We start from the raw sequence: 15,730 nt of genomic DNA on the forward strand, positions 1-15,730 counted from the left end.
CAGGCGGTGCGCAAGCCAGTGTTGTGCGGCCCGCCTTCGGCTTCCACACTTCAGGCGGGCCGCCTCACCAGATCCACCAAAGGGAGAAATGGTGACGGCTCAGAGACTACGAGTCAACGATGGAAAGGGCAACCGGTCGGCCCCCGAGATCCTCGGATCGTGGCTGACCGGCAGAGGCAACAAGCTGACGGTCATGGCGCGGCGAGGCACGGGCTACGCATCCGTGTGGCTGGACTACCAGGGGACGCCCGTGAAGATCGGGTACGCGGTCCACGCGGGCGGCGTTGTTCGCGAGGTGCGGTGGGAGGAGCCGTGGCGGGAGCAGACCGATGCGTGGAAGTCGCAGCAGCGGAGCCAGATCGCGGCACTGGTTGCGGCCTGGCACGCCGAGCGTCCAGAACCGCAGGAGCCTGAGCCGCTTCCGGCGAGTGTGGTCGGGACGTTCGAGGTAGATGGGTTCCGGTTCGCCGTCGAGCCCATCACGGCCGCCGAGCACGTGGTGCTCTGCCTCGTCAGCGCGATGAACGAGCTGACACCCATCGCCGATCTTCTTCACGAAGGTGGGCGGATCTGCGGGATGGTCACCCGCCCCGGTTGGAAGGCTGCTCCTGAAGCTCGGCGGCGCCGCTGGCGTGCCGAGGTCGAGTCCATCCTTCTTCGCGCCGCCGAACGCGGCGCGCTCTGACCCTTCTCCCCCGCGGAGCCACCGGGTGGGCGGTGGCTCCGCACCCTCTTCTCTTTTTGGCTTTGGAGCCTGTTGTGCGTTCTGCTGCAATCGATCTCGGCGAACTGCTCCTGGATCTGGACGTTCGCGGATATGGCCTCATCCGCGCCGAACCCGACCAGGAAGCGATGACCATGGCCGCCGCTCGATTCGGAGCGTATGTTGGCGCCGGCTGGATAGGAGTCCGACTGTTGGAGTCCCCCGGCTCGGCGGCTTGGCTGCCTCGCCATACGGAGCAGTTGGACGATCCTGAACCGCTGCACTACTTCGCGCTCGGGTGTCTGGAGACGGCGAGCGATGGCGGAGCGACCTGCCTTTACGACGGCCGTATCGCTGCCCATGCACTGCTGAAGTTGCGACCCGAGCTGGCGCAGGTTCGCATCACCTACAGGACAGAATGGCGGCCGTCTACCGCCACGCATCCCTTGGTCGTCCACGATCCGCAGCACGGCGCTGTTCTGCGGTTCCGGTCTGTGCTAGAGACCAATGCCGTTCAGGGGCCGTTGCCTCTCTCGATCTCGGAGGAGGGCCTCTACGCCGCAGTCGAGGCGGCGCTCTCTGAAGCGATCGCGGTGGTGCATCGCTGGCGGCCTGGCGATCTGCTCATAGTCGACAACCGGGCCATGATCCACTCGCGCGAGCCGTTCACCGGCACGCGCCGGATGATTCGCTTCCGATACGACGACCCGAACTTCAAGACCGTCATAATCGCCCAATGAGACACATCCGCCTGCCCGCGCCGGTCCTCCGAGTGATCGCGCCGGGCATGCGGCTGTGGTGGAAGGTTCGCAAGCCGGCGACGTATGGGGTGAAGGCGCTTCTGCTGCATCCGGACGGGTCGGGTCGGTTCCTCGTGGTCCGCCACTCCTACAGCGATACCACCCGTTGGGGCCTCCCCGGAGGCGGATATAAACCCGCCAGGGAGACAGCCGAGCAAGCCATCTCTCGGGAGATAGCTGAGGAGCTTTCTCTCTCGCTCCCGGCGCAAGCCTTTACGGTCCTGGACACGGTGACGACAACCCTGGAGGGCAAACGAGACACCTTGACGATCTTGCGCGCAGTCGCCTCGAGGGAGGAGGTTTCGCTCTCTCCTGAACTGGCTGAGGCACGTTGGATCAACGAGGTGAGTCAACTGGGGTCGGCGCCTGTCTCGCGGTGGCTCATCGCTGCGGTATCCCACACAGGGTGATCACGCTGGAATCGGCGGCGGCACTGGTCCTCCCCGGCGAGGAACCACGATCGCGGCGGAGACCTCCCGGCCACCGATCCGTTGAACCTTCAGGGCCGGATTGCGGTCAGACAGCTACTACATCGGGGTCATCGCCCGGCCAATTCCTGGGCATGCCCGGAATGGTGAAGTCTTTGCGGTAGAGCGCAGCGAGGAAATCTACGACGCCTATCGCATACTCCGACCAGTCACCGTTCCTGCCCGAAACTACGACCGACCAGTTGTCGGGCGACTCCGACCAGGTTCGCCAAAAGAAGGAGTCCCCTTGGTTGGACAAGCCCCAGAGCAGCAGTCCACCAGGCTCGGGGAACGGTATATATCCTGCGGCGTAACCCTCTTGGCGCCAGTCATCGAGGATCTCAGCCATTTGGCGGTGAGTCGTCACAAAAGACGACTCCTTCCCCGGTTCGGGCAACTCAACACGGAGAAAATCCTCGAACTCAAGCGCTGGATATGCCTCCGCCAAGGCACGGAAGTCAGAAGGAAGCTCGACCCCCAGCTCTCCGCGCAGCACCCCCCAGCGCACACCACGGGCCTGCGCGGCACGAAACTGCACCATTGCAGGAATCGCGGACTCCAGTCTCGCGATCACGGACATGGTGCCTCCTTCGAAGTGCTGTTCATGATCGCTGCTAAGGACAACTGTCCATCCCTCGCGTCGACCATCGTAGAGATGTTCTCACCTGTCACAAGAACCTCACCGACCGAGACACCCCTTAGCGGGTCAGCGGCATGTTCCCTGGCAGTCGTGCCCGCAGTTTCGCCAGCGCGCGGAGGAGGTTGTTGCGGTTCTTGCCTGACTTGATCCAGGCGGGGAGCCTGCTCGCGATAGTGCTGTTGAACGGGCCGGTTTCGCGGACTCCTGCGGCGACGTAATCCTCCAGGAAGCTCAGGTGTTGCTCGTTCACCGCCCAGAGCCGCTCTCCGCGGAAGCCCACCTCAAGCCAGAGTCTGGTGGGGCGCCGCCGTTTCTGCACCTTCCAAGACCCTTGCTTGTCGGGTTCCTTGGTCCAGCCGCACCGGAGACAACGAACGACCTTCACTTGCTGAAGCGACCATTGGGAACCCACATACCGGTCGCACTCAGGACACATGATGATTCGAGGCGGCTCGACGGGCTTCGACCGGGGTTTGGGGTCGAGTTCGCTCGTATAAGCGCAGGACTCACAGGTCACCCGGCCCGCACGGCGGACCGCCATGCCGTCGCATCTCGGGCAGTGGATGAGCGCATGATCGAAGCCGCCCATGTACTTGACGGGCTGGTTCGTCTCAGTGAACTTCGCTAGTTTGCGTCCCACGTCCCGCCTCCTGCTTGATACGACGGCCTGAGCGTATCCGCGGTCGCTGTCGCGTGTCGACCCTGTTTTGGCTGGTAGTCCGGTATTTGGATCTAGTTCTGGGACTTGGCGAATGGTAGAATCGACGAGTCCAGGCCGTTCGATCGCGGCGAGACATCGCCATTGGTCGTTTTCTTTGTGCGTGTAGCCAGCGCGCGTTCTTGTGGTGTTCCCGAAGGTCTTCCCGTTCGCGGGGCGGTTCGGGGTGCTCCGGAGTCGGATAATTCGCGTCGCTCGACGTTGCAGAGAAGCAGGTCTACCTTGGGGTTGACCTGCTGTTTTGCTGTGGCGGGGCGGTGAGCCTCGTGGGTGGCAGAGAGGTGCGCGTGCGGGTAACCGGGGCGCTTCGGGATGACGTTGATGTGCGGTTGATCGTGGAGAGTCTGATCGATGCCGTGCTGGAGTCGGAGCGGAGTGGCGAGGGGGAGCCCGGGGGCGCGGAGGCAGGTCGGACCGAGTCATCAAGGCGGAAGGCCGATCGATCATGAGTCAGGACGTCAGGGCGAAGCGTGCCGTGCTCTATCTGCGGGTGTCCTCGCGGGGGCAGGTGGAGACGGACTACGACCCCGAGGGGAACTCGATTCCGGCGCAAAGGAAGGCGTGCCAGCGCCGGGCCGAGGAGCTTGGGATGGAGGTCGTGGGCGAGTACGTCGAGCCGGGGAAGTCGGGAATGACGGTCGACGGGCGGCCGAAGTTCATGGAGATGATGGCGCGCATCAGGAACGAGAAGGATGTAGGGGCGATCATCGTGTACGCGCGGTCGCGGATGCACCGGGACTCGGCCGATGCGGCGCTGACGCGGCGGGAGCTGAAGAAGCTCGGAGTGCAGCTCATCTCGATCATGGACTACACCGAGGACAGCTATGTCGGTGATCTGGTGGCCGCGATCCTGGACGGGGTCAACGAGTACCAGTCGCGGGCCTCGGGCGCGGACGTGGCCTACAAGATGGGCGCGAAGGCTGCCAATGGAGGTACGCCGTTCCAGGCTCCGATCGGGTATTTGAATGCCGGGGCCACGGTTGAGGGGCGCCAGGTCCGGACGGTGGTCGTGGACGAGGAGCGGGCGCCGTTCATTCGGATGATGTTCGAGCTTTACGGGAGTGGGACTTATTCGCTCAAGGAGTTGCAGCGGACAGTGACCGACGCTGGACTGAGGACTCGGCCGAGCAAGCGGTGCCCGGCCGGGCGGGAGATTCCGATGTACACCGTCGGGACGATCCTTCAGAACCGCTACTACCTGGGGCGGGTCTCCTACAAGGGTGCGGAGCACCAGGGGCGGCATACGCCGTTGGTGAGCCAGGAGCTGTTCGACCGCGTGCAGGAGGTGCTACGGCACAAGAACGGCGGCATCAGGAAGCGGGTGTATGACCACCCGCTGAAGGGCGTGCTCTGGTGTGGGCGTTGCCGGACGCGGTTCTACCTCGACACGGTGACGAACGGTCAGGGCAGCAAGTACTCCTACTTCGTTTGTAGCGGCCGGGCGAACAAGACGTGCCGGAGTGAGCGGGTTCCCGTCGCGGTCATGGAGGCCGAGGTGGAGGAGCACTACAGCAGGCTTCGGATTCCCACGGGTGTCGCGAGCGAGCTTCGAACTCAGCTTGATCTCGCGTTGCGGGAGCGCCAGCGCCTTGATTCGGCTGTGCGGGAGCAGCTTTCCGCCGAGCGGGTACGTCTGGAGCGGCAGCAGGATCAGGTTCTCGATCTCGTCGGTGATGCCGACTGGCCGCAAGCACGGCTCAACGAGAAGATCCGCGACCTCCGGGATCAGGTCGCACGAGTAACCGAGCGGTTGGAACGGATCGGCAGCACCGGTATGGAAGCGGCCGGGCGAGCGGTTGCCATGCTGCTTGAGCTGCTCGATGATCCGCGGCGGTTCCTTGACGTGCTGCCCGAAGCACAGCACCGAGCCGTGCATCTCGGGTTCTTCGGACGGCTCTACGTCACCGTCGCGGACGAGGAACGGGAGCCGAAGGTGGTCGGTAACCAAGTGTCGGAGCTGCTCGAACCGCTGATATCCGCGGCTCAGGGAACGACCGCGGGCAAACAAAAAGGCCCGCACGGTGGCGGGCCTGATTGTTTGGATTTCACCAAATTGGCTGGGGTACCTGGACTCGAACCAAGAACGGCTGAACCAGAATCAGCTGTGTTGCCAATTACACCATACCCCAATGGTGTCGTAGCGCATCGAAGCTTGTTGCGCTGACGGGATGTAACTGTACCGGACGGGCTCGGGGGCCTTCAAACGGGTTCCTGTGACCGGGACTACGCGGGTGGAGCGGTGCGGGGGCGCAGGGGTCAGGACGGGGCGGGTGCGGGGGTGGGGCGGTCGGGGCGCAGGTAGGTGAGGGTGAGGGCGATGAAGGCGGCGAGGATGAGGAGGTCGGCGGCGTGGGCGAGGGATTCGGTGCGGGTGATGCGGCTGAAGGGGAAGAGGGCGCCGGAGGCGATGAGGAGGAGGCCGGGCCAGAGAGGGGCGAGGCGGGTCCAGAGGAGAGCGGCGCCGAGGGCGCAGAGGGCGAGGGGGAAGGCGGGGCCGGGGATCCAGAGGACGACGGCGGAGGCGACCGGGTGCTCGGCGGCCGCGGCGAGGGAGTCGGCGCCGGAGACGCCGAAGATCGCCTCGAAGTAGCCCTGGAGGCTGAACGCCATGCCGCCGGCGAACCCGGCGAGGGACAGGACGGCGCCGATGGCGCCGAGCCAGGGCTTGCGCTCGCCGACGCGGGTCCAGACCGCGAGGAGGCCGTAGATCCAGGCGACGGTGGAGCACATGAGGACGACGGAGGCGGTGGCGCCGTAGCGGTCGCCCTCCCACAGGAACGTGGCGATCGCGCCGAGCAGGGGGCCGAGGAGGAGGGAGGCGGTGGCGAGGTGTCTGTTCATGTAGAGAGACTACATGTAGAAGCTCTACATAACAAGACCGTCTACCTATCGGGGCGTAGCCTGGGCCCATGGACGCGGACGGCATTCACGGACAGCTCGACACCCTCATCCTCGCCACCCTCAGACGCGGTGAGGCCCACGGCTACGCGATCATCACGGCCCTGCGCGAGCACAGCGGCGAGCGGCTCGACCTCCCGAGCGGCACGGTCTACCCGGCGCTGCGGCGGCTGGAGCGCGCCGGGAGCATCAGCGGCACCTGGTCGCAGGACACGGGCCGCCGCCGCCGCGTCTACGCGCTCACCGAGGACGGCCTGAAGGCCCTCGACAAGGGCGTGCGGGACTGGAGGTCCCTGCGCGAGGTCATGTCGGCGGTCCTCGGCGCATGAACGAGTACATCGCCGCGGTCGCCGCGCCGCTGCGCGGTCCCGGGCGGGTCCGCCGGGACATGCTCGCCGAGATCGAGGACGGCTTCGAGGAGGCCGTCGCCGAGCACGTCGCGGCCGGGTTGAGCCGGGCCGAGGCCGTCGAGGCGGCTGCCGCGGAGTTCGGCGAGCCGCGGGCCGTCGCCGCCGGGTTCCAGCGGGAGCTGGAGGCCGCGCAGGCCCGGCGGACCGCGTGGACGCTCGTGATCGCCTTGCCCGCCATGACGATCATGTGGGACGTGTTCGGCGGCGAGGGCGACCCCGGGTTGGCCGCGACCCTCCTGGCGCGCGTCGTGGACGCCGCGACCGCCGTCGCCTTCGGCGCCGCCGCGCTTGTGCTCACCGGCCACCTCGAACGCCGGGCCGCGCGCCTCTGCGGTGTCCTCGGCCTCGTCCAGATCGCCACCGCGCTCGGCTGCTCGGCCCTCATCGCAGCAGTAGCGCAGGGGCAGGGCCCGACGACGGCCTGGGCCGCCCTGACGGCGGCGTCCGCAGTGGGGTCGGTCCTGGTGTGCGCAACATCGGTGCGGGCGCTGCGCACGGCCCGCGCGGCGATCCCCTAGGGCCGCTGAGGACCCCGTCTCGGAGGCGCCGCGGGCCCGAGAAAACGCCCCGCACGGGACAACCGGGACGGCGCGGGAGGCGTATGTAGCGTGCCGGGCCACGCCGCCATCCACCACCGTGCGCGGGGCCGGGCCCCTACCCGTCATCTGAAAGAGGCCCAGTGGAGTCCGAGGAGCAGCAAGAGGCCGAGTTCCGTTCCTTCGCGATCGCCCAGCGCGACAGCCTGCGGCGGTACGCCTACCTGCTGTGCGGGGACTGGTTCGAGGCCGACGACATCGTGCAGAAGGCGCTGACGAAGATGTTCGCCGCGTGGAGGCGCGTCGAGCCCGGCGGGGCGCCCGCGTACGTGCGGCGCATCGTCACGAACGTGTACTTCTCGCACCGCCGCCTGTCGTGGGTGCGCCGGGAGCGCGCCAGCGACGAGTTGCCGGTGCGGCGCCTCGACCGCCCCCAGGAGGAGGTCGACGTGCGGCTCGAACTCGCCGCCGCGCTGGACCGGCTGCCGCCGCGCCAGCGGGCGACGCTCGTCCTGCGGTACTGGGAGCAGTTGTCAGTCGACGAGACCGCCGCGGCCATGGGCTGTTCGACGGGGACCGTGAAGAGCCAGTGCGCCAAGGGAATCGCCAAGATGCGCGAGCTCCTCACCGACGCCGCCGTCCCTGCCCGGGCGTAGCGGAAGGAAGCGAACCACCATGAATCTGCAAGACGACCCCGGCGCGGTGCTCCGGGAGCTCATGCCCGAGAAGCCCCCGGCGGGCGCGTTCGACCTCGACGGGATCGTGCGCGACGGCTACAAGGCGCGGCGCCGCCACCGCGCGGTCCTCGCGGGCGCGTCGGCGACCAGCGTCGCCGTCATCGCCGGAGTCCTCGCCGTCTCGATCACGGGCCTGCCGGGCCTGGTCGACGATCCGGACGGCCCGCCCGCGTCCGGCGAGGACCCGGACACGGCCCTGTCCGGCTACCCGGCGCCCGGGGACGAGGGCTTCGGGGACCCGGAGGTCGCCCAGGCGCTCACGGAGGCCGGCCGGGACGCGTTCGTGCCGCTGCTGCTGGACACGGGCCTGTTCACGGCGTCCGACTTCGAGACGGTCATGAGCGAGCCGACCGAGCAGGAGATCCAGGAGTACGCGGCCGAGCACTCGGTGAGCCCGGAGGAGGCCGAGGAGGCCCTCGCGTACGTCGCCGACAACGGCGACTTCGCGTTCCTCTCGCACCTGCGGCCTGGGAACTACGGGCAGGTGCAGCTGCGCGGCTACTCGGCGACGGTCCGGGTCGGCCTGGACGAGAGCGGTGCCGGCGGCCGGGTCCTGCTCGACGTGGAGGCGCTGCTGCCGGGCGGCTGGACCGACGAGCCGGGCCCCACGAGCGAGCAGTACTTCCCGCAGCACCTCATCGACGACGACGCGGCCGAGTTCGACCGGACCGAGCTGGACGACGGCCGCGTCCTGTACACCGCCGACGACGGCTGCGAGCTGCACGCGGCCGTGGTCTACCCCGACGGGTCCGGGCTGCGGGCGGCCTGGAACGGCTGCGACGGGAACCCGGAGGCGGACCTGGAGCGGTTCGTCGCCGCCGTCGAGGCCATGCCCCAGGCGGACTTCGACACGACGAACCTGCACGGTGTCGGGGAGGTCGTGGACGTGCCGCCGGGGTGGCTCGCGTCCGACGACTCGTGGCGGCCGTGGGCCCGGGACGGCGCGCAGTCGACCGCCGTGGCGGCCGGGGAGGTCCTCGACGGGCTCGTGCCGGGGGCGGTGGTGTTCGACCCGTGGGTGCTCCCCGAGCTGGACCCGGCGGACCCAGTGGACGAGAACGCGGTGGCCTTGCGCGAGTACGTGATGAACGGGAGCCTGCCGCTCGCGGGCGGGTCGGGGCAGTTCGACCTGGTGTACACGCTGCCCGGCGGGTGGGTGCCGGGGTTCAGCGACGCCGACTTCGCCGGGCCGTACCTGGCGAGGTGCGGCCGGAACTTCGACTGCACGGAGGCCGGGACCGAGAACGGCGGGACCGCGTACATCGCGGAGAAGCGCATCGAGCACGAGGCGGACCCGGAAGCGGGCGTGGAGGAACCGTGGTTCGAGGGCGAGTACGAGGTGACGGTGGTCGACCCTGACGGCTGGGCGGTCATGGTGCGCGTCTCGTTCTCCGAACCGGACATCGGGCTCACCGTGGAGGAGCTGACGGCGATCGTCGCGGCCCTCCCGGCGCCGGTGTACGACGAGGACGCGGAGCCGGCGCTCGGCGAGTGAACCTCCGCGGGGGCGGCCGCCGCTGCGGGTGCCGCCGCCGACCGCGGACGCGATGCGGCCCCGGCTCCACTGGAGCCGGGGCCGCGCCGTTTCCTGCCAGGGGCGGGGCGCCCCCGGTCCTCACCTAGGGCGCCTAGTTGAGGACCTGCCAGTCGCGCGAGCCGAGGTACTCGGGACGCGGCCGGTCGGCCGCGAACGGCTCGACCAGCGAGTTGTCGATGGCGTTGAACACGATGAACAGGTTCGAGCGCGGGAACGGCGTGATGTTCCCGTTCGAGCCGTGCATGCAGTTCGAGTCGAACCAGACCGCCGACCCGGCGGGGCCGGTGAACTGGTGGATGCCGTACTTGTCGGCGAGGAGCCGCAGCGACGCCTGGTCGGGCGTGCCGATCTCCTGTTTGACGAGCGACGCCTTGTGGTTGTCCTCGGGGGTCTCGCCCATGCACGAGACGAACGTCTGGTGCGAGCCCGGCATGATCATCAGCGAGCCGTTGAAGTGGTAGTTCTCGGTCATCGCGAGGGACAGGCTGACCGCGCGCATGCGCGGCATGCCGTCCTCGGCGTGCCAGGTCTCGAAGTCCGAGTGCCACTCGAAGGGCGCGCCGCCGAAGCCGGGCTTGTAGTTGATCCGGCTCTGGTGGACGTACACGTCCGAGCCGAGGATCTGGCGGGCGACCCCGGCGATCCGGTCGTCGCGGATCATCGCGGCGAAGAACGGCGAGATCTTGTGGACGTCGAAGACCGAGCGGACCTCGTCGGTGGTCCGCTCCCGCACGACCCGCTCGTCCCCGGCGAGGGACGGGTCGCGCAGGAGCTGCTCGATCTCGTTCTGGGCCGCGGCGAGCTCGGCCGGGGTGAGGAGCTGCTCCACGGGGGTGAAGCCGTGCTGCGTGTGGCCGTCGAGGTGCTGCTGCGCGAGCGGCCCGTCGGCGGCCCCGCCCCAGACGGCGGGGTCCTCGGTGCGGTAGATCAGGCGCGGCTCGTCGAACCGGCGCGTCGGATAGAGGTCGGTGGGCGACATGGTCGTTCGTTCCTCTCTGCGCCGCAAGGGATGCGGCGCGTTCCGTCAGGCTTCTTCGGTGATGAGGGGGTACACGCCGTCGGCGTCGTGGACCTCCCGGCCGGTGACCGGCGGGTTGAACACGCACACGCAGCGCAGGTCCTCCTCCACGTCGAGGGTGTGCCGCTCGTGTCCGTTGAGGACGTACATGGTCCCCGGCGCGAGCCGGTGGACCTCGCCGCTCTCCAGGTCGCGGAGTTTCGCGGACCCTTCGATGACGTAGACGGCCTCGACGTGGTTGGCGTAGTGCATCGTCGTGGAGGTCCCCGCGTAGAGGACGGTGTCGTGCAGGGAGAACCCGGTCCCGTCGCCCGCGAGCAGCAGGCGCCGCGAGCGCCACGTCCCGGCGGCCCGGTCGCGGTCGCCGCCTTCGACGTCGGCGGTCGTGCCGATGAGGTCCTGGAGCCTTCTGACGATCATGCGGCCTCCTTCGCTTCCTGCTCCTTCGCGACGGCGGCGACGGCTTCGCGGGCGATCCCGATGCCCTCCTCGAAGTCGTCCCTGGTGGTGGTCAGCGGCGGGAGGAGCTTGACGACCTCGTCCTCGGCGCCGGAGGTCTCCATGAGCAGGCCGTTCGCGAACGCCTCCTGGCAGACCAGGCCCGCGTGCGCGGGCTCGGTGAAGACCAGGCCGCGGGCGAGGCCCCGGCCGCGGGTGGTGATCCCGAGCTCGGGGTGGGACTCGGCTATGCCGTGGAGCTCGCCGTCGAGCCACGCGGCGCGGTCGTCGACCGCGGCGGTGAGGTCGTCGTCGCGCCAGAACGTCTCCAGAGCCGCTGTGGCCGTGACGAACGCGGGGGCGAACCCGCGGAACGTGCCGTTGTGCTCGCCGGGCTCCCACACGTCGAGGTGCGGCTTCATGAGGGTCAGCGCGAACGGCAGGCCCATGCCGGACAGGGACTTCGAGAGCGTGACGATGTCGGGGCTGATCCCGGCGCGCTCGAAGGAGAAGAACGGGCCGGTGCGCCCGCAGCCCATCTGGATGTCGTCGACGATGAACAGCAGCTCGTGCTCGCGGCAGACCTGTTCGAGGCCGCGCAGCCACGCGTCGGAGGCGACGTTCACGCCGCCCTCGCCCTGGACGGTCTCCACGATGACCGCGGCGGGCCGGTCGAGCCCCGAGCCCGGGTCCTCCAGAAGGCTTCGCAGCCAGAGGAAGTCGGGCGTGCGGCCGTCCATGTAGTTGTCGTAGGGCATGGTCGCGGCGTTGTTGAGCGGCACGCCCGCGCCGCCGCGCTTCATGGAGTTCCCGGTGACCGCGAGGGCCCCGAGGGTCATGCCGTGGAAGCCGTTCGTGAAGGACACGACGGTCTCGCGGCCGGTGTACTTGCGGGCCAGCTTGAGCGCGGCCTCGACGGCGTTGTTCCCCGCGGGCCCGGGGAACTGGACCTTGTAGTCGAGGTTGCGGGGGGAGAGCACGAGGTCGCGGAACGATTCGAGGAACCGGCGCTTGGCGACCGAGTACGTGTCGAGGGTGTGGACGACGTTGTCCTCGGCCAGGTAGGCGAGCAGCGCCTCCTTGAGCGCGGGGTGGTTGTGCCCGTAGTTGAGCGTCCCCGCCCCGGCGAAGAAGTCCACATAGGATCTTCCCTGCTCGTCGGTGATGCGGCTGCCCTTGGCGGTGGCGAACACCGTCGGCCAGTTGCGGCAGTAGGAGCGGACTTCTGATTCGACCTGTTCGAAAACCTGCATGAGTCTCTCTGGGTCGGCCTGATAGGCGGCCCTCCGCTCCCCGTCCGCTTCCGCGGACGGGCGCTTACCCGGGCCGGCTCTTGTCGGTGCCCGGGTAGGGCGGGCTCAGCTCCGGTCGCCGCGCGGAACGGCCGGGAGCGGCCCACCCCGCTTCCCGATCGGGCGCGCGAGCGGCCCGATCCGGTGCAGCACTTCGGGTTCGTGTCCGGAGCCGAGCTCGTGCTCGGAGAACAGCACGTCGCGCGTCAGGTCCGCGCCGTTCGCCTTCGCGAACGACTCGAACAGGTGCATCGACGCTTTGTTGTCGGGGGTCACGGTCGCTTCGACGAAGCGGACCCCTTGGTCGGCGCGCACGGTCCCGGCCAGGTGGCCGAGCATGCGCGATGCCAGTCCGCGCCTGCGGAAGTCCGGGCCCACGGCCACCTGCCACACGAAGAGCGTGTCGGGCGCGGCCGGGCGCCGGTATCCGGTGATGAAGCCCGCCAGGCGGTCTCCCGCACGAGCGACGACGCTGGTGGCCGCGAAGTCGCGGCACCACAGCAGGTACGCGTACCTGGAGTTGACGTCGAGGCCCCCCGATTCACGGGCGAGCCGTTCCATGGGGCCCCCGTCCGCCGGGCTCGGCGAGCCCAGTGCGAAGCGGGTCGGGGAACCCGGAACGGACGGCCCCGAAGGGCCGTCTGTTTCCTTGACCTGGGTGCCGGCCCCTGCCGGGCTCGGAACACTTGCGTCACCGGATGGCATGGGGACGACCGTAACAAAGATCGGACCGATTGTTAAGCCCAACCGAACGTTATTGTGAAGTTTTCCGCAAAGGTTGACTAGAAGCGTCTACCCTTGTCGGCCGCCTTCGCCGTTCTCGTCCTCGGTGTCGCCCTCTTCCTCGTCGTACTCGTCCTCGTCCTCGTACTCGATCTCGGCCCCGTGCCCTTGCGGGTCAAGGCGTTCGAGCCCGGCGCGCTCGCCGATCGCCTGGCGCAGCGCGAGTTCCGGATCGACCCCGGCCTCACGCGCGGCGCTCACCGCGGCGAGCAGGAAGTCCCCCACGTCCTCCGGCGCGAGCTTCATCCCGTCCGGAAGCTCCGGCAGGTCGAGCGGCTCGCCCTGGTCGCTGAAGCGCTCGATGACCTTGGCGGCCAGCGCGAGCGACGGCAGCTGGCGGGAGACGCCGTCGGCCGGGTGGTCCCGGTGCGGCTTCTCGGCGGCCTTGGCCTCGTTCCAGTGCTCGTACAGGTCGTCGGGGTCGGCGTCGCCCCACACGTGCGGGTGGCGGCGGACGATCTTCTCGACCAGGTCCCCCGCGACGTCGTCGATGTCGAAGTCCTCGGCGAGCGACGCGTGCAGCAGCGGCTGGAACAGCAGGTCGCCGAGCTCCTCGCGCAGCTCGTCGGGGTCGCCCCCGGCGATCGCGTCGAGGACCTCGTAGGACTCCTCCAGCAGGTACGGGCCGAGGCTCTGGTGGGTCTGGCCGCGGTGCCACGGGCAGCCGTCCTCTGCGTGGAGCCGCGACACGGCCTCCACGAGGTCGAGCAGGCGGGCGCCGGCCGGGTCCCAGGAGCCGTAGACGACTTCGAGCTCGATCTCGCCGCCCGCCACGTACTCGGCGAGCGCTTCGCGCAGCTCCTCGTCGCCCTCTTCGCCGACGATCCAGACGCCGCCCTCCTCAAGGAACTCGGCGGCGTCCTCGACGATGTCGACGTCGATCCCGGCGCCGCGGATCGCCTCCACGGCGGGCGTCTCGTCGAACGCGGCCACCGCCTCGGCCTCTTGCAGTGCGTCCCACGCCTCGACGGAGAGGAGGCCGGCGGGGATGCGGGGGGAGGTCAGGAGCCAGGTGACGGTGCTCAACGCTGCGGGACCTCGACGGGGAACACCGAGGGGAGCGGGCTGAGGTCGAATTCGCCGTAGCGGGGGTTCACGGAGATGTCGTATTCCTCTACATAGGAGGCGAGGTCGTCGGTGAACCCGGCGAGGAGCTCCAGGTCCGCCTGCCCGTAGCCCGCGACGTTCGCGTCGGTCTGCGCGGCCTCGACGACGCGCGCCATCTCGTCCTCGGTCAGCGCCCGCGGCTCCGCCTCGGCGACGAGGGCCTGGAAGTACTGCTCGGCCTCGACGGCGACGGACTCCAGCTCGTCGGCGCCCGCACTGCTCACGGGGTCGAGGCCGACGGCCTGGCCGAGTTCGGAGTAGAGCACGTACGTGACGATCTGCTTCCGGTCGTCCGAGTAGTTGAAGACGCTGAGGTCCTCGCCCTGCTCGGCGCGGAAGTCCGCGATCGTCGTCACGTAACCGTCGATCGTGGACTCGGGCACCCGCTCGTCCCCGACGAACAGCGCCGCCCCCTGCTGGCTCCCGCAGGCCCCCAGCACGAGCAGCCCGACCGCGGCGACACCCGCCAGTCTCAGTGTGCGCACAGCATTTCCTTCCAAAGCACGGACTTCCTCAGCAGGGCCGCCCGATCGACAGCCCCTGTGACCTTAACCTCACAAGCAAACGCTCCACAATCCGCCCACCGCAGCCCAAGCGGCCTCCGGCGCCTTCGGAGACCGGCGCAGCTCCGAGCCTTCGGCGACAACACCCTCAGATGCGAGGCTTTGTCGGATTTCCGACATCGCAATCCGGGTCCCCCGATCAAGCTATCCGCATTGCTACGATTAAGAACATGGCGGCGGTCACATACAACTGGGGTCCACTCCTCACAGCCGACGAGAGGGAATCGCTCTCGTCTCAAGGGCATGAGGTGTCCTACCCGCCGGGCACCGTCGTGATCCGCAGGGGGGAGCGATCGGCCTTCGTCCTCTATCTCATCGACGGCCACATGAAGGCGGTCTCTCCCGCGTCGGGCGTGATTCTGGGGCTGCACGGGCCGGACTCGGTCGTGGGCGAACTGGCGCTGATGGCCTCTGAATCGAGGACGGCCGACGTCATCACCATCGGAGCCGTGAACGCACTGATCCTGCCCAGCGCGGTCTGGGTGGACTTCGTCCGCTCCAATGCCCGAGCCGCATGCGCCCATTGGGCGGACCTGGCGAGGCGTCAGGTGGGGCTCGACGATGTGAAGGGGCTTTCCTTCACCAGCAGCGAACACCGCGTGGCCAGGGCCCTGGTCAACCTGGCGGAGGCTGGGATCGGCGTGACGACGCCGGACGGTACGCAGTTCACCGGGATCAGTCAGCAGGACATCGCGGGAATCGCGAAGGTGTCGCGGGATTCGGCGTCGGTCATTCTGCGTCGATTCCGGGAGGCAGGAATCGTGTCCACCGGGCGCCAGAAGCTCCTGGTGATTGACATGGATGCGGTGCACGCGATCTATGAGCGCGAGTCCGATGAAGAACACGAGCGAGCGGAGTGAGCCAAGATGGATCTTCTCGAGCTGAACGGCCTGCCGTTACTGGTACCCGTGGTCACCGCCCTGGCCTTGACGGTGCGCGCCTGGATCAGGCATCAGTCCGTCAAGTTCAAGGAGCGCTCCGAGACCGAGCGGCTCCGCGAGACGCTCATGTACTTGCGCGAACGCGATCTCGATCCGTAGCGGATCGTCGGCCCGCGATCGAGCGCACCCCCACGGACTCGAT

Annotated in this window: 18 protein-coding genes, 1 tRNA gene and 1 pseudogene; 10 read left to right on the plus strand and 10 right to left on the minus strand. The window is 68.5% G+C overall.

Annotated elements, in window-relative coordinates:
* The first annotated feature begins 88 nt into the window (after positions 1-88).
* The 3 genes from AB0A65_RS08415 to AB0A65_RS08425 all read left to right on the plus strand — a co-directional run bounded on the left by AB0A65_RS08415 (position 89) and on the right by AB0A65_RS08425 (position 1,913).
* Complete coding sequence (locus AB0A65_RS08415; protein ID WP_359948298.1) at positions 89-685, plus strand: hypothetical protein; 597 nt, start codon at positions 89-91, stop codon at positions 683-685.
* 74 nt (positions 686-759) lie between these two features.
* Positions 760-1,443, plus strand: a complete 684-nt coding sequence (locus AB0A65_RS08420; RefSeq protein ID WP_359948301.1) for a TauD/TfdA family dioxygenase — start codon at positions 760-762, stop codon at positions 1,441-1,443.
* On the plus strand, positions 1,440-1,913 hold the full coding sequence (locus AB0A65_RS08425) for an NUDIX domain-containing protein (protein WP_359948304.1): 474 nt from the start codon (positions 1,440-1,442) through the stop codon (positions 1,911-1,913). The genes AB0A65_RS08420 and AB0A65_RS08425 overlap by 4 nt, the downstream gene beginning before the upstream one ends.
* A 106-nt stretch (positions 1,914-2,019) precedes the next feature.
* On the opposite strand, the gene AB0A65_RS08430 is transcribed toward AB0A65_RS08425, so the two are convergent.
* Both AB0A65_RS08430 and AB0A65_RS08435 read right to left on the minus strand, forming a co-directional pair.
* A complete protein-coding gene (locus AB0A65_RS08430; RefSeq protein ID WP_359948307.1) occupies positions 2,020-2,550 on the minus strand; it encodes an SMI1/KNR4 family protein in 531 nt (176 codons plus the stop codon).
* A 118-nt stretch (positions 2,551-2,668) separates the two neighbouring features.
* Positions 2,669-3,250 carry a hypothetical protein gene (locus tag AB0A65_RS08435; protein ID WP_359948310.1) on the minus strand — a complete coding sequence of 194 codons (582 nt, stop codon included), beginning with the start codon at positions 3,248-3,250 and terminating at the stop codon, positions 2,669-2,671.
* Positions 3,251-3,773: 523 nt separating this feature from the next.
* Here AB0A65_RS08435 and AB0A65_RS08440 point away from each other — a divergent pair.
* Positions 3,774-4,778 (plus strand): annotated as a pseudogene (locus AB0A65_RS08440) (recombinase family protein); the annotation flags it as partial.
* Between the two features lie 604 nt (positions 4,779-5,382).
* Here the strand turns inward: AB0A65_RS08440 and AB0A65_RS08445 are convergent.
* Together AB0A65_RS08445 and AB0A65_RS08450 are read right to left on the minus strand one after the other, a co-directional pair.
* Positions 5,383-5,457 (minus strand) — tRNA-Gln (locus AB0A65_RS08445).
* Between the two features lie 127 nt (positions 5,458-5,584).
* A complete protein-coding gene (locus AB0A65_RS08450) occupies positions 5,585-6,169 on the minus strand; it encodes a hypothetical protein (RefSeq protein WP_359948312.1) in 585 nt (194 codons plus the stop codon).
* Between the two features lie 68 nt (positions 6,170-6,237).
* Between AB0A65_RS08450 and AB0A65_RS08455 the strand changes: the two genes are divergently transcribed.
* From AB0A65_RS08455 to AB0A65_RS08470, 4 genes are all read left to right on the plus strand, one after another.
* Positions 6,238-6,555, plus strand: coding sequence for a helix-turn-helix transcriptional regulator (locus AB0A65_RS08455; RefSeq protein WP_359948315.1), 318 nt, complete (start codon positions 6,238-6,240; stop codon positions 6,553-6,555).
* A complete protein-coding gene (locus tag AB0A65_RS08460; protein ID WP_359948318.1) occupies positions 6,552-7,154 on the plus strand; it encodes a permease prefix domain 1-containing protein in 603 nt (200 codons plus the stop codon). Before AB0A65_RS08455 ends, AB0A65_RS08460 begins: the two co-directional genes overlap by 4 nt.
* Before the next feature lie 161 nt (positions 7,155-7,315).
* Entirely contained in the window at positions 7,316-7,828 is a 513-nt protein-coding gene (locus AB0A65_RS08465) for a SigE family RNA polymerase sigma factor (RefSeq protein ID WP_359948321.1), read from the plus strand.
* Between the two features lie 19 nt (positions 7,829-7,847).
* Complete coding sequence (locus AB0A65_RS08470) at positions 7,848-9,404, plus strand: hypothetical protein (RefSeq protein WP_359948324.1); 1,557 nt, start codon at positions 7,848-7,850, stop codon at positions 9,402-9,404.
* Positions 9,405-9,537: 133 nt separating this feature from the next.
* Here the strand turns inward: AB0A65_RS08470 and thpD are convergent, their stop codons facing one another.
* From thpD to AB0A65_RS08500, 6 genes are all read right to left on the minus strand, one after another.
* A complete protein-coding gene (gene thpD, locus AB0A65_RS08475) occupies positions 9,538-10,425 on the minus strand; it encodes an ectoine hydroxylase (protein ID WP_359948327.1) in 888 nt (295 codons plus the stop codon).
* A 45-nt stretch (positions 10,426-10,470) separates the two neighbouring features.
* A complete protein-coding gene (locus tag AB0A65_RS08480; protein WP_359948330.1) occupies positions 10,471-10,884 on the minus strand; it encodes an ectoine synthase in 414 nt (137 codons plus the stop codon).
* Entirely contained in the window at positions 10,881-12,155 is a 1,275-nt protein-coding gene (gene ectB, locus AB0A65_RS08485) for a diaminobutyrate--2-oxoglutarate transaminase (RefSeq protein WP_359948333.1), read from the minus strand. The genes AB0A65_RS08480 and ectB overlap by 4 nt, the downstream gene beginning before the upstream one ends.
* Before the next feature lie 105 nt (positions 12,156-12,260).
* Positions 12,261-12,788: a diaminobutyrate acetyltransferase gene (ectA, locus tag AB0A65_RS08490; protein ID WP_359948721.1), complete on the minus strand. Its 528-nt coding sequence runs from the start codon at positions 12,786-12,788 to the stop codon at positions 12,261-12,263.
* A 198-nt stretch (positions 12,789-12,986) separates the two neighbouring features.
* On the minus strand, positions 12,987-14,003 hold the full coding sequence (locus AB0A65_RS08495; RefSeq protein WP_359948336.1) for a MazG family protein: 1,017 nt from the start codon (positions 14,001-14,003) through the stop codon (positions 12,987-12,989).
* Positions 14,000-14,569, minus strand: a complete 570-nt coding sequence (locus AB0A65_RS08500) for a hypothetical protein (protein ID WP_359948339.1) — start codon at positions 14,567-14,569, stop codon at positions 14,000-14,002. Before AB0A65_RS08500 ends, AB0A65_RS08495 begins: the two co-directional genes overlap by 4 nt.
* A 248-nt stretch (positions 14,570-14,817) precedes the next feature.
* Between AB0A65_RS08500 and AB0A65_RS08505 the strand changes: the two genes are divergently transcribed.
* Together AB0A65_RS08505 and AB0A65_RS08510 are read left to right on the plus strand one after the other, a co-directional pair.
* Positions 14,818-15,507, plus strand: coding sequence for a Crp/Fnr family transcriptional regulator (locus tag AB0A65_RS08505; RefSeq protein WP_359948342.1), 690 nt, complete (start codon positions 14,818-14,820; stop codon positions 15,505-15,507).
* 6 nt (positions 15,508-15,513) lie between these two features.
* Positions 15,514-15,687, plus strand: coding sequence for a hypothetical protein (locus AB0A65_RS08510; RefSeq protein ID WP_359948345.1), 174 nt, complete (start codon positions 15,514-15,516; stop codon positions 15,685-15,687).
* Positions 15,688-15,730: the final 43 nt, after the last annotated feature.

This window comes from Glycomyces sp. NPDC047010 (assembly GCF_040644205.1).
GTDB lineage: Bacteria > Actinomycetota > Actinomycetes > Mycobacteriales > Micromonosporaceae > Glycomyces.